The sequence below is a fragment of the Stenotrophomonas muris genome, from assembly GCF_052751275.1.
This window is the reverse complement of record NZ_CP199879.1, coordinates 4,121,977-4,144,567: the sequence shown is the minus strand read 5'-3', so window position 1 is coordinate 4,144,567 and position 22,591 is coordinate 4,121,977. Positions and strand designations below refer to the sequence as shown.

General features: G+C 67.3%; 23 protein-coding genes. 10 read left to right on the top strand and 13 right to left on the bottom strand.

The annotated features are described in order from the left end of the window. Nucleotides 1–2: 2 nt before the first annotated feature. From ACUVWL_RS19195 to ACUVWL_RS19170, 6 genes are all read right to left on the bottom strand, one after another. Complete coding sequence (locus tag ACUVWL_RS19195; protein ID WP_262087813.1) at nucleotides 3–788, bottom strand: SIMPL domain-containing protein; 786 nt, start codon at nucleotides 786–788, stop codon at nucleotides 3–5. A gap of 67 nt (nucleotides 789–855) precedes the next feature. Then, nucleotides 856–2,331: an anthranilate synthase component I gene (gene trpE, locus ACUVWL_RS19190; RefSeq protein WP_014648670.1), complete on the bottom strand. Its 1,476-nt coding sequence runs from the start codon at nucleotides 2,329–2,331 to the stop codon at nucleotides 856–858. A 298-nt stretch (nucleotides 2,332–2,629) separates the two neighbouring features. Continuing rightward, nucleotides 2,630–3,559, bottom strand: a complete 930-nt coding sequence (gene yegS, locus ACUVWL_RS19185) for a lipid kinase YegS (RefSeq protein ID WP_075076640.1) — start codon at nucleotides 3,557–3,559, stop codon at nucleotides 2,630–2,632. Nucleotides 3,560–3,785: 226 nt separating this feature from the next. Further along, on the bottom strand, nucleotides 3,786–4,268 hold the full coding sequence (locus ACUVWL_RS19180; protein WP_046432872.1) for a GNAT family N-acetyltransferase: 483 nt from the start codon (nucleotides 4,266–4,268) through the stop codon (nucleotides 3,786–3,788). Nucleotides 4,269–4,326: 58 nt separating this feature from the next. After that, nucleotides 4,327–5,001 carry a ribulose-phosphate 3-epimerase gene (rpe, locus tag ACUVWL_RS19175; RefSeq protein ID WP_169411336.1) on the bottom strand — a complete coding sequence of 225 codons (675 nt, stop codon included), beginning with the start codon at nucleotides 4,999–5,001 and terminating at the stop codon, nucleotides 4,327–4,329. 57 nt (nucleotides 5,002–5,058) lie between these two features. After that, complete coding sequence (locus tag ACUVWL_RS19170; protein WP_005411327.1) at nucleotides 5,059–5,388, bottom strand: J domain-containing protein; 330 nt, start codon at nucleotides 5,386–5,388, stop codon at nucleotides 5,059–5,061. A 144-nt stretch (nucleotides 5,389–5,532) separates the two neighbouring features. On the opposite strand from ACUVWL_RS19170, the gene ACUVWL_RS19165 reads away from it, so the two are divergent. From ACUVWL_RS19165 to ACUVWL_RS19130, 8 genes are all read left to right on the top strand, one after another. After that, nucleotides 5,533–6,459, top strand: coding sequence for a phosphoribosylaminoimidazolesuccinocarboxamide synthase (locus ACUVWL_RS19165; RefSeq protein WP_014648673.1), 927 nt, complete (start codon nucleotides 5,533–5,535; stop codon nucleotides 6,457–6,459). A 146-nt stretch (nucleotides 6,460–6,605) separates the two neighbouring features. After that, on the top strand, nucleotides 6,606–7,091 hold the full coding sequence (locus ACUVWL_RS19160) for an Mpo1 family 2-hydroxy fatty acid dioxygenase (RefSeq protein ID WP_445978668.1): 486 nt from the start codon (nucleotides 6,606–6,608) through the stop codon (nucleotides 7,089–7,091). Nucleotides 7,092–7,424: 333 nt separating this feature from the next. Further along, the gene (locus ACUVWL_RS19155; protein WP_014648675.1) at nucleotides 7,425–10,253 is read left to right on the top strand and encodes a monovalent cation/H+ antiporter subunit A; all 2,829 of its coding nucleotides are present in this window, start codon (nucleotides 7,425–7,427) and stop codon (nucleotides 10,251–10,253) included. Next, nucleotides 10,253–10,645, top strand: a complete 393-nt coding sequence (locus tag ACUVWL_RS19150; protein WP_134809381.1) for a Na+/H+ antiporter subunit C — start codon at nucleotides 10,253–10,255, stop codon at nucleotides 10,643–10,645. The genes ACUVWL_RS19155 and ACUVWL_RS19150 overlap by 1 nt, the downstream gene beginning before the upstream one ends. Next, a complete protein-coding gene (locus ACUVWL_RS19145; RefSeq protein WP_049440036.1) occupies nucleotides 10,642–12,177 on the top strand; it encodes a monovalent cation/H+ antiporter subunit D in 1,536 nt (511 codons plus the stop codon). The genes ACUVWL_RS19150 and ACUVWL_RS19145 overlap by 4 nt, the downstream gene beginning before the upstream one ends. Next, nucleotides 12,174–12,680, top strand: a complete 507-nt coding sequence (locus ACUVWL_RS19140) for a Na+/H+ antiporter subunit E (RefSeq protein WP_032957141.1) — start codon at nucleotides 12,174–12,176, stop codon at nucleotides 12,678–12,680. Before ACUVWL_RS19145 ends, ACUVWL_RS19140 begins: the two co-directional genes overlap by 4 nt. Beyond that, a complete protein-coding gene (locus ACUVWL_RS19135; protein ID WP_006399171.1) occupies nucleotides 12,677–12,961 on the top strand; it encodes a K+/H+ antiporter subunit F in 285 nt (94 codons plus the stop codon). The genes ACUVWL_RS19140 and ACUVWL_RS19135 overlap by 4 nt, the downstream gene beginning before the upstream one ends. Then, the gene (locus ACUVWL_RS19130; RefSeq protein WP_014648679.1) at nucleotides 12,958–13,347 is read left to right on the top strand and encodes a Na+/H+ antiporter subunit G; all 390 of its coding nucleotides are present in this window, start codon (nucleotides 12,958–12,960) and stop codon (nucleotides 13,345–13,347) included. Before ACUVWL_RS19135 ends, ACUVWL_RS19130 begins: the two co-directional genes overlap by 4 nt. A gap of 74 nt (nucleotides 13,348–13,421) precedes the next feature. Here the strand turns inward: ACUVWL_RS19130 and ACUVWL_RS19125 are convergent, their stop codons facing one another. Then, a complete protein-coding gene (locus ACUVWL_RS19125; RefSeq protein ID WP_014648680.1) occupies nucleotides 13,422–14,381 on the bottom strand; it encodes a sodium:calcium antiporter in 960 nt (319 codons plus the stop codon). Nucleotides 14,382–14,453: 72 nt separating this feature from the next. After that, complete coding sequence (locus tag ACUVWL_RS19120; RefSeq protein WP_046432891.1) at nucleotides 14,454–15,110, bottom strand: hypothetical protein; 657 nt, start codon at nucleotides 15,108–15,110, stop codon at nucleotides 14,454–14,456. A 125-nt stretch (nucleotides 15,111–15,235) separates the two neighbouring features. Here ACUVWL_RS19120 and ACUVWL_RS19115 point away from each other — a divergent pair, with 125 nt between their 5' ends. Further along, a complete protein-coding gene (locus ACUVWL_RS19115; RefSeq protein ID WP_262224436.1) occupies nucleotides 15,236–15,778 on the top strand; it encodes a hypothetical protein in 543 nt (180 codons plus the stop codon). 84 nt (nucleotides 15,779–15,862) lie between these two features. Here ACUVWL_RS19115 and hmgA read toward each other — a convergent pair whose 3' ends face one another. Together hmgA and hppD are read right to left on the bottom strand one after the other, a co-directional pair. After that, nucleotides 15,863–17,161 carry a homogentisate 1,2-dioxygenase gene (gene hmgA / locus ACUVWL_RS19110; RefSeq protein WP_014648683.1) on the bottom strand — a complete coding sequence of 433 codons (1,299 nt, stop codon included), beginning with the start codon at nucleotides 17,159–17,161 and terminating at the stop codon, nucleotides 15,863–15,865. An 85-nt stretch (nucleotides 17,162–17,246) separates the two neighbouring features. Beyond that, nucleotides 17,247–18,359, bottom strand: a complete 1,113-nt coding sequence (hppD, locus tag ACUVWL_RS19105) for a 4-hydroxyphenylpyruvate dioxygenase (RefSeq protein WP_014648684.1) — start codon at nucleotides 18,357–18,359, stop codon at nucleotides 17,247–17,249. Between the two features lie 129 nt (nucleotides 18,360–18,488). Between hppD and ACUVWL_RS19100 the strand changes: the two genes are divergently transcribed. Continuing rightward, nucleotides 18,489–18,983, top strand: a complete 495-nt coding sequence (locus ACUVWL_RS19100) for a MarR family winged helix-turn-helix transcriptional regulator (RefSeq protein ID WP_014648685.1) — start codon at nucleotides 18,489–18,491, stop codon at nucleotides 18,981–18,983. Between the two features lie 80 nt (nucleotides 18,984–19,063). On the opposite strand, the gene ACUVWL_RS19095 is transcribed toward ACUVWL_RS19100, so the two are convergent. The 3 genes from ACUVWL_RS19095 to ACUVWL_RS19085 form a co-directional block, all read right to left on the bottom strand. Then, nucleotides 19,064–20,203, bottom strand: coding sequence for a hypothetical protein (locus ACUVWL_RS19095; RefSeq protein ID WP_014648686.1), 1,140 nt, complete (start codon nucleotides 20,201–20,203; stop codon nucleotides 19,064–19,066). A 227-nt stretch (nucleotides 20,204–20,430) separates the two neighbouring features. Next, complete coding sequence (locus tag ACUVWL_RS19090; RefSeq protein WP_014648687.1) at nucleotides 20,431–21,036, bottom strand: thioredoxin family protein; 606 nt, start codon at nucleotides 21,034–21,036, stop codon at nucleotides 20,431–20,433. 19 nt (nucleotides 21,037–21,055) lie between these two features. Then, entirely contained in the window at nucleotides 21,056–22,555 is a 1,500-nt protein-coding gene (locus ACUVWL_RS19085) for a peptide MFS transporter (protein ID WP_014648688.1), read from the bottom strand. Nucleotides 22,556–22,591 lie beyond the last annotated feature (36 nt).

The window sequence follows — 22,591 nt, the reverse complement described above, 5'->3', positions numbered from 1 at the left end:
GGTCAGGTTCCGTCGCTTATGAGGAAAATGGCGTACACGTTTTCGGTGTAGGTGATGGGGCCGGCTTCAATGGATTCGGGCTCAGCGGGCGCGGGCGCGGGCGCGGAGGCGGGCGCGTAGCTGCCGGTCACCGAGATCCTGTCGAGGTCCCCGCCGTCCTCGCCCTGCTGCGGCCATTGCCCGGCCCGGATGCCGTAGGCGAAGTCCGGCGCCACATCGGAGATGCTGTACAGGCCACGCACTCTTGTTCCATAGGCCTTGGCCAGGCCCAGCGCGGACTCGCGGGTCTGGGCCGCTGCCTCGCCCTTGAGTTCGCGGCGCAGCGCCACTTCGCCCGAATAGGTCGGCGCCAGGCTGCTCACCTGTACGTTCTCGTTGGCCTTCAACGCCCCCAGCACATCCTGCATCGCCTTCACGCTGGCGAAGCTGGCACGCAGCTGGCGCGATACGCGGGTACCGATGAAGACCTGCCGGTTCTGCTCATAGCGCGTGGCCGGGCCGATCCGCAGGTTGTCCGCACGCACGCTGCCCTCCACCGCCTTGTGCTGCTTGAACAGTGCCAGCACGCGGGCAACGTTGTCCTGCACGCGGCGGCGCGCGGCGTCGGCGTCCATGTCGGTCTCTTCGATGTTCAACTGCAGGCCGAACCGGTCCGGCATCACCGTGCGGCTGCCCTGCCCCTTCACCAGCAGGTGCGGCTGCGAGGGAATCGTGTTGGCCTGCGCCCACGCAGACGGGGCCATCGTGGCCAGCAGTGACGACCACAGCAATGCGCTCAGCAGCTTCATGCGGTACTCCTTGTCTTGAATGGGAACAGCGGAAGGTGCCGCGGCGCAGGCCACGGCACGGGGAGGATCACAGGCCCTTGGCGGCCTGGGCGACGGCGCGGAACAGCGCGCGGCCCTTGTTCATCGTCTCGTCCCATTCCTTGTCCGGGTCCGAGTCGTAGACGATGCCGGCACCGGCCTGCACGTACAGGCGGCCATCCTTGATCACCGCGGTGCGGATCGCGATCGCGGTATCGGCATCGCCATGCCAGCCGATGTAGCCGATGCTGCCGGCGTAGACATTGCGCTTGATCGGTTCCAGCTCGCGGATCACTTCCAGCGCGCGGATCTTCGGCGCGCCGCTGACCGTGCCAGCCGGGAAGGTGGCACGCAGCACGTCGGCATAGCTCAGGCCCGGCTGCAGCTGCCCGGTCACTTCGCTGACGATGTGCATCACGTGGCTGTAGCGTTCGATCACGAACTGCTCGCCCACCTCCACGGTACCTGCCTTCGAGACGCGGCCGGCATCGTTGCGGCCGAGGTCGATCAGCATCAGATGCTCGGCGCGTTCCTTCGGATCTGCCAGCAGCTCGGCTTCCAGCGCCAGGTCCAGCTCGGGCGTGGCGCCACGCGGGCGGGTGCCGGCGATCGGGCGCACGGTGACTTCGCCATCCTGAAGGCGTACCAGGATTTCCGGCGATGAACCGACCACCTGCAGGTCGCCGACATCCAGGAAGTACATGTACGGCGACGGGTTCAGTGCACGCAGCGCGCGGTACACATCCACCGGGCGCGCCTTGAACGGCACGCTCAGGCGCTGGCTGAGCACCACCTGGAAGATGTCACCGGCGCGGATGTATTCCTTGCTGCGCTGGACCGCATCGACGAACCCTTCGCGGGTGAAACCGGAGACGAAGTCGGACTCGTCCAGCACGTCGCTGTTGAGCGGCGCCGGATAGCCGGCGCCCGGTGCACGCAGCTTGGCAGTCAGTGCATCCAGGCGCGCCTGGGCCTGCTCGAAGGCGCCCTCGACGCGCGGGTCGGCGTGCACGATCAGGTACAGCCGGCCCTTGAGATTGTCGAACACCGCCAGCTCGTTGGAGTCCAGCAGCAGGATGTCCGGCGTGCCCAGCTCATCGCGGCCGGCCGGCGGGGCCAGGCGCGGCTCGATGTAGCCGATGCACTCGAAACCGAACCAGCCGACCAGGCCACCGGTGAAGCCCGGCAGGCCTTCCAGCTTCGGCACCGAGTGGGCGCTGCGCAGCGCCTCGACCTCGGCGAACGGGTCGGCCACTTCGCGGGTGTCCACCACCTGGCCGTCTTCGCGCACGGTCAGCGTGTGGCCATGGAAGGCGTACACGCGACGCGCCGGCAGGCCGATGATCGAGTAACGACCAAAGCGCTCGCCGCCTTCGACGGATTCAAACAGGTAGGTATTGGGGCCGTCGGCGAGCTTCAGATAGACCGAAAGCGGCGTGTCCAGGTCGGACAGCACTTCACGGACGACGGGAATATGGGTGTGGCCTTCAGCGGCCTGCTGCTGAAACTGAGCGTGCGAGTTCAAGACGACTTTCCTTCCGGGACACAGCGTTATGGGGGCGGACGACGGCAACGGGCCACCATCGCCACCAACGGCGTGCGGAAGAAAGGGTATGCGGGGTCGTCAGGCTGGACACCCCCTGACTGTATCGCAGCCGGGGCGGGAGGGGAACCCTGTGAAACTGAACCACCGGACGGCCGAGCCGGCCGCGGGGACCGGTGGCGCGGACCGGTAGAGTCGACTGTTGGTCGACTTGCGCGCGTAGCGCGGGGTTTTACGCCGTCGGAACGAAAAGCAGTCGGCCAACAGTCGACTCTACCCCCTACCCAGCCAGCAACGGGCATCCGGTCGGCAGGTGCATCCGCACCCTGCCCGGCACGCACGCGATGCGGAACTGGCGGGCCTGCACCGGTTCGCCGTCCAGGTTGAGGGTCAACGGGCGCTCGGACTCCACCTGCAGCCACGGCAGCCGCGCGCGCGTGGCCAGCTGTTCGAGCGCCGCCTGGGTGCCCGACTTCAGCATCTGGCCGAGCGTGGCGGTGACCTCACCTTCCAGTTCCGGAAGCACGGTGACATCCAGCAGCCCATCGTCGATCACGGCCTGCGGGCACAACTGCTGGCCACCGCCGGCCTGCCGGCCATTGCCGATGCCCAGGGCGATGAAGTCGCCTTCCCACGCGAAATCCGGGCCGGACAGCCGCGCGGTGATCGGCTCGATGCGGCCCAGCTTGGCGATGCCGGTGATCACATAGGCCAGCCCGCCCAGCATCTTCTTCAGGCCGGCATCGGTCTCCACCGTCACCTGCGTGCCGAAGCCACCGCTGGCGAGGTTGGCGCACCACCAGGGCGTGCCATCGGCATCCACGCGCAGCAGATCGATGGCACGCGGCGTGGTTTGTCCGATCAACGCAAACGCGCCCTCAGGCTCGGTCGGAATACCCGCAGCCGTGGCGAAATCGTTGGCGGTCCCCATCGGGATCAGCGCCAGCGAGGGCAGCGCATCCGCCGCTTCCTCACGATGCGCCAGGGTTTCGGCCACCGCGCTGAGCGTGCCATCGCCACCGGCGGCAACGATCACGTCCACGCCATGATCGATGGCCTCGGCCACGTAGCGTTCGGCGTCACCGTCCTCCCAGGTCACCCGCACGTCCAGCTGCACGCCCTGCCCGCGCCAATGGCCGACAGCCTCGCGCAGTTCCTCGTTGCCTGCGGATTTGCCATTGAGGATCAGGCGCCAGCGCGGGGTGGTCATGCGGTACTTCCAGGAGGGGGTGGCACAGGCTAGCAATGCGCTGTTTGCCCGCGGTGAATGTCACGCAGGTGTCATTCAGTTGCTGGAGAATGGAAGGCCATAGCAGGGACGATGGATGGAGGCAGGATCAGCCTCCCACGCATGCAGCGAGGCCACGCCAGTGATTGGCGTGGCTTTTTTTATTTGCCCAGCAGTAGATCCACGCCAAGCGTGGATGCACGTCATCTCACCCGTTGGCGAAATCGTGCAGCGCCTGGCCCTGCAACCGGTACACGGTCCACTCGTCCTGCGGTTTGGCACCGGCAGCGGTGTAGAACTCGATGGCCGGGGTGTTCCAGTCCAGCACCGACCATTCGAAACGGCCGCAGCCCTCGGCCACGGCCTGGCGCGCGATGTACTTCAGCAGTGCCTTGCCGGCGCCCGCACCGCGCTTTTCCTGGCTGACGTAGAGGTCTTCCAGGTAGATGCCCTTGCGGCCCAGCCAGGTGGAATAGTTGTAGAAATACACCGCATAGCCGATGGCCTCGCCGTCGGCTTCGCAGATCAGTGCGCGTGCCGTGGCATCGGGACCAAACAGGCTCTCGGCGATGCCGATCTCATCGGTCTGCACCGAATGCTCGGCCTTCTCGTAGATGGCCAGCTCGCGGATGAAATGCAGGATCAGTCCCGCATCGGCGACGGTGGCCGGGCGGATGTTCAACAGTGCCATGGGCGGAAAAGGGGACGGAGGGGATCAGGCGAGCTTAATCGCCTCCGTCCCCTTTTTGTCAGCGTGCCGCAGCGACGTTGGCGCGCATCTGCGCGATCACATCCTGGTAGCTGGTCCTGGCGTTGAAGATGGCCGAACCGGCGACGAAGGTGTCGGCGCCGGCAGCGGCGATCTCGCCGATGTTGTCGGCCTTCACGCCGCCATCGATCTCCAGGCGGATGTCCTTGCCGCTGGCATCGATCATCTTGCGCACCACGCGCAGCTTGTCCAGCGCCGAGGGGATGAAGGCCTGGCCGCCGAAGCCCGGGTTGACCGACATCAGCAGCACCAGGTCCAGGTCATCCAGCACCCAGTCGAGGATGTCCACCGGAGTGGCCGGATTGAGCACGATGCCCGGCTTGCAGCCCAGCGAGCGGATCAGCTGGAGGGTGCGGTGCACGTGGCGGCTCGCCTCCGGGTGGAAGCTGATGTAGGTGGCACCGGCCTCGGCGAAGTCCGGGATGATGCGATCCACCGGCTCGACCATCAGGTGCACGTCGATCGGCGCGGTGACGCCATGCTTGCGCAGCGCCTGGCAGACCATCGGGCCGATGGTCAGGTTCGGCACGTAGTGGTTGTCCATCACGTCGAAGTGGACCCAGTCCGCGCCAGCGGCGAGGACGTTGTCGACTTCCTCGCCGAGGCGGGCGAAGTTGGCGGACAGGATGGAGGGGGCGATGAGGCAGTTGGACATGGCCGGGGCCTTCGGAACGGGGAAAAGGTTCTCCCGCCCGCAGGCGGGACTCTGGAATCAGCGCTTGCGCAGGGTCTTGATGCGGTCGTAGGCGGCATTGATCCGCCGCGACTTCTGCTCGGCCTGCTGCTGCAGCTCGGGGGCGGCACCGCCCAGCTTGTCGGGGTGGTACTGCGAGATCAGCTTGCGGTAGGCGCGCTCGACCTCGGCATCGGTGGCCTCGGAGGTCAGCCCCAGCTCCCGGTACGGGTTCTCCTTGTTCAGGCGGAACCAGTCCGAATCGAAGGCGTGGCCGATCAACAGGCCGACCACCGCGCCGAACAGCGGATTGGGCCGGAACAGCAGGGCGCCGGCGATGAATCCGAGCAGTTTTCCGTACCAGCGCATGGCGCTCCGGGGTCGACCGACGAAATGGACGCTCATTTTACGTCACAGCGGGCCCGGACCGCTTTACACTAGGCCGCCCGCTGGTCAGCGGGCCCGCCGGGTCCGTTGGGCAGCAGCCGTATCGACAACGCCCCAGGAGTGCCCGTGCCAACCACGCTGTTGCAATCCGATCTCCCCGGCCTGCCCTTGCGCCATCGCGGCAAGGTGCGTGATGTGTTCGATATCCCGCGCGAGCGGCTGCCAGCCGGAACCCCGCCGGGCGAGTACCTGCTGATGGTCGCCACCGATCGCCTGTCGGCGTTCGACGTGGTCCTGCCTGACCCGATTCCGGGCAAGGGCGAGATGCTCTGCCAGGTCTCCAACTTCTGGTTCGCCAAGACCGCGCACCTGATGCCCAACCACCTGACCGGCATCGACGTGGCCAGCGTGCTGCCCGAAGGCGTGGACCCAGCCCTGTACGCCAAGCGTGCGGTGGTCACCCGCAAGCTGAAGCCGGTGCCGGTGGAAGCGATCGCCCGCGGCTACCTGATCGGCAGCGGCTGGAAGGACTACCAGCGCACCGGCAAGGTCAGCGGCATCGACCTGCCCGACGGCCTGCGCCAGGCCGAGCAGCTGCCGGAGCCGATCTTCACCCCCTCGACCAAGGCCGCCGTCGGCGACCATGACGAGAACATCGATTTCGATGCGATGGTGAAGCAGGTCGGTGCGGAACTGGCCGAGCGCGTGCGCGACGCCACCCTGCGCATCTACAAGTTCGCGGCCGATTACGCCCGCGAGCGCGGCATCATCCTGGCCGATACCAAGTTCGAGTTCGGTACCGACGCCGATGGCCGCCTGTACATCATGGACGAGATGCTGACGCCGGATTCCTCCCGTTACTGGCCGGCCGACGAATACGAAGTGGGCACCAGCCCGCCGAGCTACGACAAGCAGTTCGTGCGCGATTACCTGGAGACGCTGGACTGGGGCAAGACCGCCCCGGGCCCGAGCATCCCGGCCGAGATCATCGAGCGCACCCGCGCCAAGTACGCCGAGGCGCTGCAGCGCCTGGCCGGGATCAGCGTCGACTGATCCCCCCGCGTCCCCCCGGCCGGAAAGGCGGGGGGCGCTCTGATCGCGGTAGTGCCGGCCGCTGGCCGGCAACCTCGCGAACTCGGCTATGCTCTGGAGTGCCGGCCAGCGGCCGGCACTACCGTTGCCCGAGGAAGCGACGCAGCATGCAGACATCCACCCAGCTTGCGCGGCCGATCGACCGCTATTTCGCCAGCTACTCCGACGACCACCGCAATGTGATCAACCAGCGCATCCACGTGGTGGCGGTCCCGGCGATCCTGTGGTCGGTGGTGGCCCTGCTGTGGTGCCTGCCGCCGCTGATCACCTGGTTCCAGTACGGCATCTGGTCGGCGTTGGCGATGTTCAGCGCGTGGTGCTTCTACAACAAGCTGTCGCGCCCGCTGGGCATCGGCATGCTCATCCAGTTCTTCGTGTTCGGCTGCCTGTGCCGGCTGCTGGAGGCCGAGATCGGCCTGCAGGCCCTGCGCTGGCTGGCGGTGGGCGTGTTCGTGGTGGCCTGGATCGCGCAGTTCGTCGGCCACAAATTCGAGGGCCGCAAGCCCAGCTTCCTGACCGACCTGACCTACCTGCTGATCGGCCCGGCCTGGGTGATGGCCAAGTTCTACCGCAAGCTGGACTGGCGCTACTGACCTGGCGGCGGCCGACAGCGGCCGTCGTTTCCTGAACGGGCGGATTCCGTCACCCGTAGTCCACGGGAGCCCTGCCAGCCTGCGCCGGTGATCCGCTCCCCATTGCCCGCCCGTCGACGGCAGCCCCTGTGCGACAGGGCCTGCGGTCTCCCTGCGTGGGCGTAGGGTGTCCCCCGAGGGCAGCCAGGGAAGGGATGCAGGAATGTGATGTTGCATCGCAGAAAAAATGAATCAGCGAACGTTACATGCAATTGATCGCTGTTCGATGGGTTTCGGCGACATTTCGCAGCCTGTTATCCTCCCTGACCTGCTCGTGAATCATGGATTCCCTGCATGCTCCCCAGCCTGCCCCTGCTGCTGGCCCTGCCGTTCCTGATGGCAGCGGCTGTTGCGGCCTTCCCCCGTAGTTCGCGCTCGACTGCTGCCTGGCTGGCGGCGCTGGCGCCGTTGGGCGGGCTGGCCATCCTCGGCTGGCTGACCCCGTCGGTGCTCGATGGCCAGGTGGTCCGCACCCTGGTGCCCTGGCTGCCGCAGCTCGGGCTGGACTTCACCCTGCGACTGGACGGGCTGGCCTGGATGTTCGCCGGGCTGGTGCTCGGCATCGGCGCGCTGGTGGTGCTGTATGCGCGCTACTACCTGAGCCAGCAGGACAACGCGCACCGCTTCTACTGCTACCTGCTGCTGTTCATGGGCGCCATGCTGGGCATGGTGCTGTCGGGCAACCTGCTGTTGCTGATGATCTTCTGGGAAATGACCAGCATCAGTTCGTTCCTGCTGATCGGCTTCTGGTCGCACCGCCAGGACGCCCGCGAAGGCGCACGCATGGCGCTGGTGATCACCGGTGGCGGTGGCCTGGCCCTGCTCGGTGGCGTGCTGCTGATCGGCCGCATCGTCGGCAGCTTCGACCTGGACGTGGTGCTGGCCGCTGGCGAGCAGATCCGCGCCAGCGCGCTGTACCCCTACGCCCTGTTCCTGGTACTGGCCGGCATCTTCACCAAGAGCGCGCAGTTCCCGTTCCACTTCTGGCTGCCGCACGCGATGGCGGCGCCGACCCCGGTCTCGGCCTACCTGCACTCGGCCACCATGGTGAAGGCCGGCGTGTTCCTGCTGGCGCGCCTGCATCCGGCACTGGCCGGCAGCGACCTGTTCTTCTACACGGTCAGCGGCATCGGCGCACTGACCCTGCTGATCGGCGCCTGGAATGCGATCTTCCAGCATGACCTGAAGGGCCTGCTGGCGTACTCGACCATTTCCCACCTGGGCCTGATCACCCTGCTGTTCGGCCTGTCCACGCCGATGGCGGTGGTGGCCGGCGTGTTCCACATCCTCAACCACGCCACCTTCAAGGCCTCGCTGTTCATGGCCGCCGGCATCATCGACCACGAGACCGGTACCCGAGACATGCGCAAGCTGGGAGGCCTGCGCAGGCTGATGCCGTTCACCAGCGCGCTGGCGATCATCGCCTCGCTGGCGATGGCTGGCATCCCCCTGCTCAATGGCTTCCTGTCCAAGGAAATGCTGTTCGCCGAAGCGATCACGGCCGGCGGCCCGGGAATCATGCGCACGGCGGTGTCGATCGCAGCGTTGCTGGCGGGCGTATTCGGGGTGGCGTACAGCCTGCGCTTCGTGCACGACACCTTCTTCGGCCCCGGCCCGCACGACCTGGACCGCGTGCCCCACGAACCGCCGCGCTGGATGAAGGTGCCGGTGGAACTGCTGGTGGTGATCTGCGTGGCGGTGGGCGTGGCACCGGCACTGACCGTAGCGCCGGTGCTGCACGCCGCTGCCGCCTCGATCCTCGGCGACGCCATGCCCGAGTACAGCCTGGCGGTATGGCACGGCTTCAACCTGCCGCTGGCGATGAGCGCGATCGGCGTGATCGGCGGCGTGGCGCTGTACTTCGGCCTGCGCAAGCTGATCAACCTGCACGCCGTGACCAACGTCAGCACTGGCCGCAATGTGTTCCATGCGCAGCTGGACGCGATCTCCGCACTGGCCATGCGCCTGACCAACGGCATCGCCAACGGCAGCCTTCAGCGCATGCTGCTGGGCCTGGTGCTGGTGGCGATCGTGGCCGCCGCCGCGCCGTTCGTGGCCAACCCCGCCTCGCCGAACTGGACCAGGCCACAGCCGATCCCGCTGCTGGGCTGGGCGCTGTGGCTGGTGATGATGGCCTGCGCGGTGGCTACCCTGCGTATCTACAAGCAGCGCCTGCTGGCGGTGCTGCTGGTCGGCGGCGTCGGCCTGATGGTGGCGCTGACCTTCGTGTTCCTGTCCGCGCCGGACCTGGCCCTGACCCAGCTGCTGGTGGAGATGGTGACCCTGGTGCTGATGCTGCTGGGCATGAACTACCTGCCTGCGCAGTCCGGGCCGGAGCGGCCGCGCTGGCGCAAGCGCCGTGACGCGGTGATCGCGATCATCGCCGGTGCCGGACTTGGCGCCTTGGCCTATTCCGCGATGACCCTGCCGCCGAACACCATGGCCGGCGAGCTGCTCGCCCGTGCCCTGCCCGAGGCCTATGGCCAGAACGTGGTCAACGTGATCCTGGTCGACTTCCGCGGCTTCGATACCTTCGGCGAGATCACCGTGTTCGGCATCGCCGCGCTGGTGGTGCATGCCCTGCTGCGGCGCACGCGGATGGCGCCGGAGCAGATCATGCCCGGCCCGCCGATCAAGCTGCCGGTGCCGGCCGACCTGGCCCAGATCATGTTCCCGCTGACCCTGACCGTGTCGATCTTCCTGTTCCTGCGCGGCCACAACGCGCCGGGTGGCGGCTTCATCGCCGGCCTGGTGCTGGCGGTGCCGCTGCTGATCCAGTACGTGATCCAGGGCACCGCGTCGGTGGAGTCGCGCTTCGGCTTCGACTACATCCGCTGCATCGGCATGGGCCTGCTGATCGCCCTGCTCAGCGGCAGCGCGTCGATGCTGTTCGGCGTGCCGTTCCTGACCAGCGGCCACCTCGACCTGCACCTGCCGCTGATCGGCGACGTGCCGCTGGCCAGTGCGATTGGTTTTGACATCGGCGTCTATCTGGTGGTGTTCGGCGGTGCCATGCTGATGCTGTCGATGATGGGCACGATCAAGCCATCGCGTACCCGTACCGCCCGCAAGGGTGAGATCGACCTGCAACGCCGCTCGGCACGCACCGGGGAGATGCATTGATGGAACTGGCCCTGGCTACCGCGATCGGCGTGCTGACCGCCATCGGCATCTACCTGCTGCTGCGTGCGCGCAGCTTCGATGTGATCCTCGGCATGACCTTCCTGTCCTATGCGACCAACCTGCTGATCTTCGCCGGTGGCCGCGTGGTGCTGGGCAAGGCGCCGGTACTGCAGGACGGCGTGGACAGCCACCTGGGCAACTACACCGACCCGCTGCCGCAGGCGCTGGTGTTGACCGCGATCGTGATCGCCTTCGCGATGACCGCGGTGAGCATCGTGCTGGCCATGCGCAGCCGCAGCGACAACCACAGCGACCATGTGGACGCCCACGAGCCGGATGACGACCTGCAGGATGAGCGCGTACCACCACGGCAGGGCGGGGACCGCGCATGAACCACCTGGTGATCCTGCCGATCCTGATTCCGCTGCTGGGTGCGGCACTGTCGCTGTTCGTCGAACACCGCCGCTATGGCCCCAGGGTGCAGCGCGCGGTGGCCTGGACCGCGCTGTCGGCGCTGGCACTGGCGGTGGGCCTGCTGTTTGCCACCACCGCCAGTGGTGAGATCAGCGTCTACCTGCTGGGCGACTGGCCGTCGCGGCTGGGCATCGCGCTGGTGGCCGACCGGCTTTCGGCGTGGATGCTGCTGACCACCCTGCTGCTGGCCATTCCCTGCCTGCTGCACGCCTGCTCGGGCTGGGACCGCCGCGCACCGCACTTCCATGCGCTGTTCCAGTTCCAGCTGGTCGGCCTCAACGGTGCGTTCCTGACCGGCGACATCTTCAACCTGTTCGTGTTCTTCGAGGTGATGCTGATCGCCTCCTACGGCCTGCTGCTCAGTGGTGGCCGTGGCCTGCGCATGCGCATCGGCCTGCACTACGTGGTGTTCAACGTCACCGCCTCGACCCTGTTCCTGATCGCGCTGGGCCTGCTGTACGCCACGCTGGGTTCGCTGAACATGGCCGAGCTGTCGCAGCGCATCGCCGAGGTACCGCCGGCGCAGCTGACCCTGGTGAAGGCGACGATGGGCCTGTTGCTGCTGGTGTTCTGCGCCAAGGCCGCCCTGATGCCGCTGTACCTGTGGCTGCCGGAAGCCTATTCACGCGCACCGGCGGCGGTGGCTGCGCTGTTCGCGATCATGACCAAGGTCGGCCTGTACTCGGTGCTGCGCATCCAGATGCTGTGGTTCGGCGACGATGCCGGCGCGATGGCCGGCTACGGCCGTGACTGGCTGCTGTGGGCCGGTGTGGCGACGCTGGTGCTGGGCGGCCTGGGCGCCCTCGCCGCGACCCGCCTGCGCGTGCTGATCTCCTACCTGGTGATCGTGTCGGCAGCCACGCTGTTCATCGCCTTCTCGGTCGGCACACCGCAGGTGCTGTCGGCCGGCCTGTACTACCTGCCGCACAGCAGCTTCGTCGCCGCCGCGCTGTTCCTGATCGCCGACCTGATCCGCCGTCGTCGCGGCGGTGCCAGCGACCGCAAGGAAGTGGTCGCGCCGATGCCGGGCAAGGAGACACCCGCCGTGCTGTTCCTGATCGGCGCGGTGTCGGTGGCCGGCCTGCCGCCGCTGTCCGGTTTCCTGGCCAAGGCCGCACTGCTGGCCGGCATGCCGGCGCAGTACACCGCTCCGGTCTGGACCGCGGTGCTGGTCAGCAGCCTGCTGGTGATCATGGGCCTGACCCGCGGCGGCATCCGCCTGTTCTGGCGCGTGCCGCCTGTCGATCCCGAGGCGCCGAAGCCGCGCAAGGCTCCTCTGCGCCGGGTGGAGCTCTACGCCGCCTGCCTGTTGCTGGCCTACGGCATCGGGATGACGCTGGCCGCTGCACCGTTGATGCGCTACACCGACGCCACCGCCGCACAGCTGCTGCAACCCAGCGAGTACGTGCAGCAGCTGCGCGCGACCGCACCGGAGATCCGCCAGCCATGACCGCCCAGCGCTCCCTGTTCCGTCGCCTGATTCCCTCGCCGATGCTCAGCATCATGGTGGTGGCATTCTGGCTGCTGATGTCCGACAGCTTCACCCTCGGCCAGATCGTGCTGGGGCTGGTGCTGGGCGTGGTGGTGCCGCTGTTCGCCGCACGCCTGGACCGCGAGTTCGCGCGCATCGGCACGTTGCGGCCGCTGCCCAAGCTGGTATGCGTGACCCTGTGGGACATCCTGATGTCCAACATCCGCGTGGCCCTGCAGGTGCTGGGCCCGGAGAAGAAGATTCACCCCGGTTTCATCTGGCTGCCGCTGGACATCGCCAACATCCACGGCATCGCGGCGCTGACCAGCATGATCACGCTGACCCCGGGCACGGTCTCGGCCGCGCTCAGCGACGACCGCAAGTTCCTGCTGGTGCACGTGCTGCACCTGGAGGACCCACAGGACCTGATCGATACGATCAAGCGCCGCTACGAGGCGCCGTTGATGGAGATCTTCCCATGACTGGATTCCAGATCATCCAGACCACGCTGGTGGTGTGCATGCACGTGGTCGGCCTGGCCATGCTGCTGGCCACCTGGCGCCTGCTGCGCGGACCGACCGTGCCCGACCGCATCCTCGCACTGGACACGTTGTCGGTGACCGCCATTGCCGAGCTGATGCTGTTCGGCATGTACCTCAACTCCGCGATCTACTTCGAAGCCGCACTGGTCATCGCCATGCTCGGCTTCGGCAGCACCGTGGTGCTGAGCAAGTTCGTGCTGCGCCGGGACATCGTCGAATGATCACCGCGATCCAGATCGGCCTGTCGATCCTGCTGCTGTTCGGCTGCTTCTTCATCCTGGTCGGCGCACTGGGGCTGGTGAAGCTGTCCACGTTCTTCAAGCGCCTGCACGCGCCGACCAAGGCCAGCACGCTGGGCGTGGGCTGCGTGCTGGTGTGCTCGGTCTGCTACCACATCTTCCTGGGCCAGGACCCGCAGCCGCGCGAGCTGCTGATCACCGTATTCCTGTTCATCACCGCGCCGATCAGCGCCCACATGATGGCCAAGGCGGCGCTGTCGCTGCTGATGGAAACCCGTCCCAGCCTGCCGGGCAACGAGCCGGCTGCCGAGGAACAGCTTCCGCCGCCGGAACCGGCGCGGGAAGAGGAAGCCACGCAGAACCGGTAGAGCCGGCCGCTGGCCGGCAGTGGCAAGGGTTCCGTCAGAGGCAGTGAGGTTGCCGGCCAGCGGCCGGAACTACCTCATGCCGCGCCGACCAGCAGCAGCTCCAGCACGAACCAGCCGGCGAACGCGACCAGCAGGATTCCGCCTTCACTGCGGCTGATCTTCAGATCGCCACGCAGCATCGGGTACAGCACCAGGGCGAACGCCAGCAGTGCCGGCAGTTCCAGGCGCACGAACGAGGCCGGCAACGCCAACGGCTGCAATACCGCCATCGCCCCGATCACCAGCAGCAGGTTGACCACGCTGGAGCCCAGCACGTGGCCAAGCACCATGTCGCCGTGGCCGCGACGCGCGGCAGCAATTGCGGTTGCCACCTCCGGCAGTGCGGTGCCGATCGCCACCGGCAGCAGGCCGACCAGCAGCGGTGTCCAGCCCAGCGCGGCACCGAAGTCAGCGGCGGCGCCCACGACCAGGCGCGCGCCCCAGTACAGCGTCAGCGCTGCGATCAGCACCCGCAGCACGTTCAACGGCAGGCTGGTGCGGCTCAGGGCGGACTCGGCGATGGCCGCCTGCACCTCGGCACGCTCAACGCGGCCGCGGCGCAGCAGCAGCACCTGCATGACGATGAAGCCTGCCACCAGCACGCCGCCTTCCCAGCGCGCCAGGCGACCATCCAGCCCGAACAGGACCAGCAGCACGCCGGCCACCAGCAGCGACCACCACAGCACCGTCTGCAGGCGCGCGCGCAGCAACAGGGGCGCGGCGATGGCTGCCACCGCCAAGGTGAAGCCCAGGTTGACGATGCTGCTGCCCACGGCATTGCCCAGTGCCAGCTCCGGTTGGCCGACCGCCAGCGCGCGCGCATTGACCGCCAGTTCCGGCAACGAGGTGGTCACCCCGAGCAGCAGCAGCCCGGCAGTGAACGGGCTGGCCCCGAAGCGCTGGGCCAGGCCGGACACGGCCTTGACGATGGAATCCCCGCCCAGCGCCAGCAACAGCAGGCCGAGCAGGAACCAGGCAATGGCAATGGCGATCATCGAGCACTCCCCAGCAGTGGTGGCGCGATTCTACGCTTGGCCCGAGCGCATGGCTGGGCGGTGGATCAAGGATCAGCCACAGCCTTCGGCGTAATCGACCTGCGGGGTCTGGCCGACGCGCCAGGCGCTGACCCGACCATCGGCGCCGAGCGCGAAGTCGATGACCGCCCCGCCTTCCTGCGCCGGCCGCACGCGCAGGTGCTGCGCTTTCTCGTCGTACTTGTCAGGACCGACGTCCGCGCGCTCTGGGTACAGCACCTGCAGCTCGCCCAGGGTCATGCCGACCTTGCCGCCGCCCGGAGCGACGATCGCCGCACTGCGCACGTCATAGCGCACCAGCTTGCGTGCCTCGATCATCAGGCGAGGGTCTTCGGCGCCCTGCGGACGCAGGAAGTAGCAGCCGTCGTTGCTGTCGTCGGCCGGCAGGGGCTTGCCATTGGCGTCGGTGCCCAGTCCTTGCAGCGGCGTGCCGAAGCCGCTGCGGACCTCGGCGATGCCGGCGCCCAGCGTGACGCCGCCGAAGCCGTCCAGGCGCGCTGGACTGTCCTTGCGGAGGTCGTTGGCCGGGCGGGCGGCCAGGTCGGGATCCGCCGACTGCGCGGGCCCGGTCGCCGAGGCGGTTTCGGCCGGGGTGTCGCTGCCACTGCCGGCCGCCCCCTGCTTGTCGGGGCCAGCACTGCAGGCGGTGAGCGAAAGGAGCAACAGACCAGCAAGCGGAAGGTGCTTCATCGGTGCGGTTCCCTGGCACGAAGATGGCTGCACGCTAGCCCATCCCGTGTGCAGGCGCTGCATTGTCATCGCGGTTTCATCGCCTTCGTTCAGGCTCGGCGTGCACCGACTTGGCTGTCCCTTCCATGCAACCGCGCAAGACCGAACTCGCCCGAACCGCGCTGCAGGCCCATCGCGCGCCGCTGGACATGCGCCAGCGCCGGCTGCTGATCCTGTGCGACGGCCAGCGCAGCATCGCCGACCTGACCGGCCTGCTCGGCCAGGACGCGCCCGACATGGTCATCCAGCTGGTGCAGGCCGGCTACCTGAGCACCGGTACCGGCGCCACAGCCGCACCGCCACCACCCGCAGACGCGGCAGCACCGGCACCCGCCACGCCGGCTGCGGCACCGGCTGCACCCGCAACCGGCAGCGAGCGCCGCCGCTCGCTGGTGGCCGCGCGCATCTATGTACTGGGCATCCTGGAAATGCAGCGCCACCCGCAGGCGGCGGCGCTGTTCCGCGACCTGCAGCAGGCGCGCGCCGAAAGTGAAGTACTGCAGGTGCTGCACTCGGCGATGCAGATGCTGCCCGGGCTGACCTCGGAGGGTTATTGCCAGCGTGTGCGGCAACGCCTGCTGGAAGCGCTGCCGCTGGAGCATTGCGACGCGTTCACCGAGGCCGCCTGAAGAAAAAGGGGACGGAGGGGATTAAGTCGTTTCAGGCACACGTGTGCTGATTGCGGCTTAATCCCCTCCGTCCCCTTTTTCGGGTCAGCGGTAGTTGTTGCGCAGGCCGTTCCAGCACTGCTGGTAATCGCCCTGGCGATGGCCGGCGGCCAGCGCCTGCGCGGTCGGGCGGATCACCGCGCGGGTCTCGAACATGAAGGCCATCGTGTCCTTGATCACATCGGCCTTGGACAGATCGGCATTGGAGGCCTTGTCGAAGGTCGGCGCATCCGGGCCATGACCGCTCATGCAGTTGTGCAGCGATGCGCCACCCGGCACGAAGCCTTCGGCCTTGGCGTCGTAGGCGCCATGCACCAGGCCCATGAACTCGCTGGCGATGTTGCGGTGGAACCACGGCGGGCGGAACGTGTTCTGCGCCACCAGCCAGCGCGGCGGGAAGATCGCGAAGTCCATGTTGCTGGTGCCGGGCGTGTCGCTGGGCGAATGCAGCACCAGGAAGATCGACGGGTCCGGATGGTCGTAGCTGATCGAACCGATGGCGTTGAAGCGACGCAGGTCGTAGCGGTACGGCGCGTAATTGCCGTGCCAGGCCACCACGTCCAGCGGCGAATGGTCGATCGGCGCGCGCCACAGGCGGCCCTCGAACTTGGCGATCAGTTCGAAATCGCCATCGACATCCTCGAACGCCGCGTGCGGGGTCTCGAAGTCACGCGGGTTGGCCAGGCCGTTGGAACCGATCGGGCCAAGGTCGGGCAGCTTCAGCAGCGCGCCGTAGTTCTCGCAGATGTAGCCGCGGCTCGGGCCATCGGGAAGTTCCACGCGGAACCGCACGCCGCGCGGGATCACCGCGATCTGCTGCGGCTCGATCTCGATCACGCCCAGCTCGGTCAGCAGGCGCAGTGCGCCCAGCTGAGGCACGATCAGCAGTTCACCGTCGGCGTCGTAGAAGTAGCGGCCGACCATGTCGCGGTTGGCAGCGTAAAGGTGGATGCCCACGCCGGCATGCGCGTCGGGCGAGCCGTTGCCACCCATCGTGTACAGGCCTTCGACAAAGTCGGTCGGCAGCTCCGGCAACGGCAGCGGGCTCCAGCGCAGCTGGTTCGGTGAAGCCGGCTGTGCGCCGAAATCACACTGCAGCTGCGACTGCGCGAACGGAGTGAACTCGCCATGGGTCACCGCCGGGCGGATCCGGTACAGCCAGCTGCGGCGATTGCTGCCGCGCGGCGCGGTGAAGGCGGTGCCGGTCAGCTGTTCGGCGTACAGGCCGTGGGCCACCTTCTGCGGTGAGTTCTGCCCGACCGGCAGCGCGCCGGCGACGGCCTCGGTGGCGAATTCGTTGCCGAAGCCGGACTGGTAGCCGCGGGCGGTGATGGCGGGGGACATGGGAACTCCAGAGATTGCCGGCCAGCGGCCGGCACTACCATTCGGACAGGCAATGCCGGCGGGACGCCGACATTGCCTGCGGACCTTACAGCACGCCGCGGCGGATCTGGTCGCGCTCGATGCTTTCAAACAGCGCGGTGAAGTTGCCTTCGCCGAAGCCTTCGTTGCCCTTGCGCTGGATGATCTCGAAGAAGATCGGGCCAATGCAGTTCTGGGTGAAGATCTGCAGCAGCTTGCGCTGGTGGGTTTCCGGATCGGCGTCGATCAGGATCTTGTTCCTGGCCAGGCGCGCCACGTCTTCACCGTGGTTCGGCACGCGCTGGTCGATCACGTCGAAATAGGTTTCCGGCGTGTCGAGGAAATCCACGCCCTGCGCGCGCATCGCTTCGACGGTCTCGTAGATGTTCTCGGTGAAGCAGGCGATGTGCTGGATGCCCTCGCCCTTGTACGCGTCCAGGTACTCGTTGATCTGGCTCTTCGGGTCGGACGATTCGTTCAGCGGGATGCGCACGATGCCGTCCGGTGCGGTCATCGCCTTGGACACCAGGCCGGTCTTCAGGCCCTTGATGTCGAAGTAGCGGATCTCGCGGAAGTTGAACAGGCGCTCGTAGTAGTCCGACCACTGCTGCATGTTGCCGAAGTACAGGTTGTGGGTCAGGTGGTCGATGAAGGTCAGGCCGAAGCCGAACGGGTGCAGGTCGGCCCCTGCGATCGGCTCGTAGTCGCCGTCGTAGATGCTGCCGGCGCTGCCATAGCGGTCGACCAGGTACAGCATGCAGTCGCCGATGCCCTTGATGACCGGCGCGCTGACCGCCTTGCTGTCCGGCTTGAAGGCGATGGCTTCGGCGCCGTTGCCCAGCGCGGTCTGGTAGACCTCCTGGCCCGGCTTCTTGAAGCGGATGGCAAAGCCACAGGCGCAGGGGCCATGCTTTTCGGCGAAGTCGGCGGCGAACGAATCGGGGTCTTCGTTGACCAGGAAGTTGACGTCGCCCTGGCGATAGACGGTAATCGGACGCTGCTTGTGCTTGAGCACCGCGCTGAAGCCCATCTTCCGGAAGTACTCGTGCAGCTCCTGGCCACGGCCGGCCGGGGCGGCGAATTCGACGAACTCGAAGCCGTCGATGCCCATCGGGTTCTCGAAGGTGGTGACCTGCATGCCGGGGTTGGGATGCGAGGCGGTCGGGACTGCGGTATTCATGGCGTGGCTCCGAATCGGTACCGCATCGGTACAAACCAGGTGCGGGCAGGTAGGGACCCGGCGAGAATGCAGGGTCTGGACCCACCCCTTATAGTTACACTTGAAACCACCAGCAAGGTGCACCGCAACATGAGCCCCGCCGATCCCGTTTCGACCCGCCTGCGTGCCTCGCACGTCCTGCTCGACCTGGAACAGTTCCTGCCGTACCGGCTGAGCGTGCTGTCCAACCGGGTCAGCGGCAACATCGCCAAGCTGTACGGCGATCGTTACGGTCTGGCGATCCCCGAGTGGCGGGTGATCACCATCCTGGCGCTGTACCCGGGCTCCTCGGCCAGCGAGGTCTCCGACCGCACGGCGATGGACAAGGTGGCGGTCAGCCGCGCCGTGGCCCGCCTGCTGGAGCGCGGCTTCATCAAGCGCGAGACCCACGGCGACGATCGCCGCCGCTCGGTGCTGGCGCTGTCGGCCGCCGGTTTCGAGGTGTACGAGACCATCGCGCCGATGGTGATCGAGATCACCCGCAAGCTGATGTCGGTGCTGAGCGAAGAAGAAGAGCAGGTGCTGGAGAAGCTGATCCTTCGCCTGGCCGGCGAAGGCCTGGAGCGGATGGGCGAAGGCGTCTGAAAGAAAAGGGGACGGAGGGGATTAAGTCGCATCAGGCACGCCTGTGCTGATTGCGGCTTAATCCCCTCCGTCCCCTTTTTTCAGCTGAGGTGCTTGCGGCGTGCGTGGATCCACGGCACGGCCAGTGCTGCGATGGCGCCGCCGGCGAAGCCCAGCGAGGCGGCCACCGTCGCTGCTTCGACCGCCCCCGGAAGCGCCAGCGCCGCCGCCACCAGCAGCAACGACGGCAGGCCGACGAAGGTGCCCAGGAAGAAGTGCCAGCGCGGTGACCAGGTGTTGAGCTGCAGCAGGCTGACCGGCTGCCAGGCGTCCGAGGCAGCGTCCTCGGCGATCTTCGCCACGGCCTTGGCCAGGTCCACTTCCGGCAGCGCGCGCCCCAGGCGGGCGGTCGCCAGCAGCTCGGCCACCGCTTCCACCGGCGGGAAGCTGGACGGCCACGCAACCGGCGCCGGCACGCCGTAGGCGGTCAGCAGCGGCACGCTCAACCACGGCGCCACCAGCGGGCGCATGCGGCGGCGCCCGTGCACGCACCAGATCTGCGGCTGGCCGTGCGCAGTGACGCTGTACAGCGCCAGTTCGTTGGCCGGCGGATAGCCGAGCATGGTCACCCGCGCGGCCAGGCTGTCCTGGCCCATCGCGCGCAGGAAGCCGGGGCGGCTGCGACCTTCCTGCATCCACGCCAGGCCCAGTGCGCCCACCAGATATGCCTCGGCGACGTCCTTGCTGCCGGCCGTGGCGCGCTCGTCACTGGCCAGATACCACGCCAGTGATTTCGGTTCGGCCACATCGTCCAGGCCCCAGCGGCTGTCGTCACCCAACACATGGCGCACCGGCAGTCGCGCGGGGGCGGTCTCGCCACGCTCGCCAGTCTGCAGGAAGGGCAGCACGCCCTGGATGAAGGTGGACAGCTCGATCGCGCGCGCGCCGTGGCCCTGCCATTCGGGCGGCAGCAGCCCGGCCAGCTGGCCTTCGGCGGCCAGCGCATCAAGCCGGGACTTCTGCTCGACCAGCTTCTGCACCGCCCCCTTCAGCACCACGTTGTCCGGCAGCGCGATCTGCGGCAGGCGATGGCGTGGCGGCGCCAGGTCGACGCTGTCCTCGCCGGTACCGGCGTCATCCAGCAGCGCTTCCTGCGGCGGCAGGGTCACGCCCTCGCCTGCCCCACCCTCGGCCAGGTCGCTGGCGGGTTCGGGCAATCGTTCGGCGTGGTCGCTGTGCATGGGCGTTCCGGAAGGTTGCATCGACGGGATGTCGACTGAGGTCCTTGCCGGTAACGGCGTGCTCACGGTGAAGTTGAGACGCCGATTCAGAGAGTGTGACGGTGCGCGCAGTAGATCCGCGCCAGGCGTGGATGCGCCTCAGTGCCGACCAACGGTCGGCACCCACCGGGGTGGGCGGTCAGCGGTCGGCACCCACCAGAGCATGCCGGCCAGCGGCCGGCACTACCCTATTCCGGTTTGTCAGGCGCCCACTGCTTGAGGAAGGCACTCACCCGCGCAGGCTGGAACGCCTCGCCCCTGCGCAGCTCGCCGGTGGCCTGCGATACCAGCAGGCCGCCATCTGCATCGAGCACGAGCAGGTACGGGTAGTCGCGCGCCATCACCGGGTACTGGGCGAAGAAGGCGGTGTTGGGCTGCTCGTCGCTGGCGTTGACCTTCACCCACACGTAGTGGGCATCGCGGAAGCGACGCAGGTCGCCGTTGCCTTCCACCACGTCGTCCAGCGCCCGGCAGCGCTCACAGGCGGCGTTGCCGACCTCCAGCAGGATCCGCTTCTTGCCACGCTGGGCTTCCACCTTGGCGGTGGCCAGGTCGTCGGCGGGGTTGCGGGCCGGGTCGAACTGCGCGCCGAGCCCGGCGATGGCGGCGATGTCCGCCGCCACCGGGGTGTTGCCCGAGGCCACCGGTTCGCTGGGGTCAGCAACCGGTGGCTCGGTGGGTCGGGTATCCAGGGGCTGCGTGGGCTCGGCGGCGGCAGGCGGTTGCGGTTGCGAACAGGCGCCGATCAGCGCCGCACAGACCACCACCATTGCACCACCGAGCTTGCTTCGCATGCCTTCTACCCTCTCATCATTACTTGACGCCGTGCATCAGCTTGTTGATCAGCGGGGCGATCAGGAACAGCACCACGCCGGAGCCGATCAGGGCCCAGAACCCGAAGGTATACCCCTTCAGGGCCGACTCGACCGTCATGCCGCCTTCACCACTGACCACGCCGGCGAAGATGCCCGACAGGTTGTTGCCGATGCCGGTGGACAGGAACCAGCCACCCATGCCGAAGCCGACCAGGCGCACCGGGGCCAGCTTGGTCACCATCGACAGGCCGATCGGCGACAGGCACAGCTCACCCACCGACTGGATGACGTAGACCATGAACAGGGTCCAGAACGGGATCTTGCCGTCAACGACCATCTGCGACAGGGCGAACATCAGCAGCGCGAAGGCGGCGCCGTTGAACAGCAGGCCCAGGCCGAACTTGCGCGGGATGGACGGATTGGCGCGGCCCATGGCCACCCAGATCCAGGCGATGACCGGTGCCAGGGTGATGATCGCCACCGAGTTGACCGACTGGAACCACGCGGTCGGGAAGGTCCAGTCACCGAACTGGCGGTTGACGATGTTCTCGGCCAGGAAGGTGAACGAGCTGCCGGCCTGTTCGAAGAACATCCAGAACATCACGTTGAAGGCGAAGATGATCAGCATGGCGATCACGCGGTCGCGCTGCACCTTGCCTTCGCGGACGCCCTCGACCAGCAGCAGGATGGCCAGCGCGGTGAACATCGCGCCCAGGATCCAGGCCAGCGCGGTGGCACCGGTAGCCAGCAGGAAGTACGCCACCGGGATGGCGACCACGGCACCGGCAAGCACCATGATGATGCGGCCAAAGCCTTCAGCGCCGGCCGGCGGTGCACCGATGCCCTTCAGGCCGGCGCGACCGATGTAGAACCACACCAGCGAGATCAGCATGCCCACGCCCGAGGCAATGAACACGACCTTGTAGGACGGCATCGCGTCGGTACCGAACACCTTGCGGGCCAGGTACTCGGTCAGCACCGGGGCGATCATCGCGCCGATGTTGATGCCCATGTAGAAGATGGTGAAGCCGGAGTCGCGGCGCTCGTCCTTCAGGCCGTACAGCTTGCCGACCATGGTCGAGATGTTGGGCTTGAACAGGCCGTTGCCTACGATGATCGTGGCCAGGCCAAGCTTGAAGATGTGCTCCTGCGGCAGCGAGATCATGAACAGGCCGGCGGCCATGATGATCGCGCCGGTCAGGATCGAGCGCTGGTAGCCCAGTACCCGGTCGGCCACGTAGCCACCGAAGATCGCCGCGGCGTATACCAGGGCCAGGTAGGCGCCATAGATGCGGCTGGCGTCGCCTTCACCGGCAGCGCTGCCGTTGTAGAACTGGGCGACGATGTACAGCACCAACGCCCAGCGGATGCCGTAGAACGCAAAGCGCTCCCAGAACTCGGTCATGAACAGCATCCACAACGGGCGCGGGTGGCCCAGCGTGGTCTTGAAGTCCGGCAGCGCCGGCTCTGGGGTGTTCGCAGTGGCGTTTACGCTCATGCGGATTTCCTGGTTCGGTGGATGACGAGCACGTCC

Excerpts from the sequence above, each read along its gene's own strand:
- ACUVWL_RS19195 (WP_262087813.1), bottom strand. The coding sequence starts at position 788 with ATGAAGCTGCTGAGCGCATTGCTGTGGTCGTCACTGCTGGCCACGATG.
- yegS (WP_075076640.1), bottom strand. The coding sequence starts at position 3,559 with ATGACCACCCCGCGCTGGCGCCTGATCCTCAATGGCAAATCCGCAGGC.
- ACUVWL_RS19180 (WP_046432872.1), bottom strand. The coding sequence starts at position 4,268 with ATGGCACTGTTGAACATCCGCCCGGCCACCGTCGCCGATGCGGGACTG.
- rpe (WP_169411336.1), bottom strand. The coding sequence starts at position 5,001 with ATGTCCAACTGCCTCATCGCCCCCTCCATCCTGTCCGCCAACTTCGCC.
- ACUVWL_RS19170 (WP_005411327.1), bottom strand. The coding sequence starts at position 5,388 with ATGCGCTGGTACGGAAAACTGCTCGGATTCATCGCCGGCGCCCTGCTG.
- ACUVWL_RS19160 (WP_445978668.1), top strand. The coding sequence starts at position 6,606 with ATGCAGACATCCACCCAGCTTGCGCGGCCGATCGACCGCTATTTCGCC.
- ACUVWL_RS19155 (WP_014648675.1), top strand. The coding sequence starts at position 7,425 with ATGCTCCCCAGCCTGCCCCTGCTGCTGGCCCTGCCGTTCCTGATGGCA.
- ACUVWL_RS19150 (WP_134809381.1), top strand. The coding sequence starts at position 10,253 with ATGGAACTGGCCCTGGCTACCGCGATCGGCGTGCTGACCGCCATCGGC.
- ACUVWL_RS19145 (WP_049440036.1), top strand. The coding sequence starts at position 10,642 with ATGAACCACCTGGTGATCCTGCCGATCCTGATTCCGCTGCTGGGTGCG.
- ACUVWL_RS19140 (WP_032957141.1), top strand. The coding sequence starts at position 12,174 with ATGACCGCCCAGCGCTCCCTGTTCCGTCGCCTGATTCCCTCGCCGATG.
- ACUVWL_RS19135 (WP_006399171.1), top strand. The coding sequence starts at position 12,677 with ATGACTGGATTCCAGATCATCCAGACCACGCTGGTGGTGTGCATGCAC.
- ACUVWL_RS19130 (WP_014648679.1), top strand. The coding sequence starts at position 12,958 with ATGATCACCGCGATCCAGATCGGCCTGTCGATCCTGCTGCTGTTCGGC.
- ACUVWL_RS19125 (WP_014648680.1), bottom strand. The coding sequence starts at position 14,381 with ATGATCGCCATTGCCATTGCCTGGTTCCTGCTCGGCCTGCTGTTGCTG.
- ACUVWL_RS19120 (WP_046432891.1), bottom strand. The coding sequence starts at position 15,110 with ATGAAGCACCTTCCGCTTGCTGGTCTGTTGCTCCTTTCGCTCACCGCC.
- ACUVWL_RS19115 (WP_262224436.1), top strand. The coding sequence starts at position 15,236 with ATGCAACCGCGCAAGACCGAACTCGCCCGAACCGCGCTGCAGGCCCAT.
- hmgA (WP_014648683.1), bottom strand. The coding sequence starts at position 17,161 with ATGTCCCCCGCCATCACCGCCCGCGGCTACCAGTCCGGCTTCGGCAAC.
- hppD (WP_014648684.1), bottom strand. The coding sequence starts at position 18,359 with ATGAATACCGCAGTCCCGACCGCCTCGCATCCCAACCCCGGCATGCAG.
- ACUVWL_RS19100 (WP_014648685.1), top strand. The coding sequence starts at position 18,489 with ATGAGCCCCGCCGATCCCGTTTCGACCCGCCTGCGTGCCTCGCACGTC.
- ACUVWL_RS19095 (WP_014648686.1), bottom strand. The coding sequence starts at position 20,203 with ATGCACAGCGACCACGCCGAACGATTGCCCGAACCCGCCAGCGACCTG.
- ACUVWL_RS19090 (WP_014648687.1), bottom strand. The coding sequence starts at position 21,036 with ATGCGAAGCAAGCTCGGTGGTGCAATGGTGGTGGTCTGTGCGGCGCTG.
- ACUVWL_RS19085 (WP_014648688.1), bottom strand. The coding sequence starts at position 22,555 with ATGAGCGTAAACGCCACTGCGAACACCCCAGAGCCGGCGCTGCCGGAC.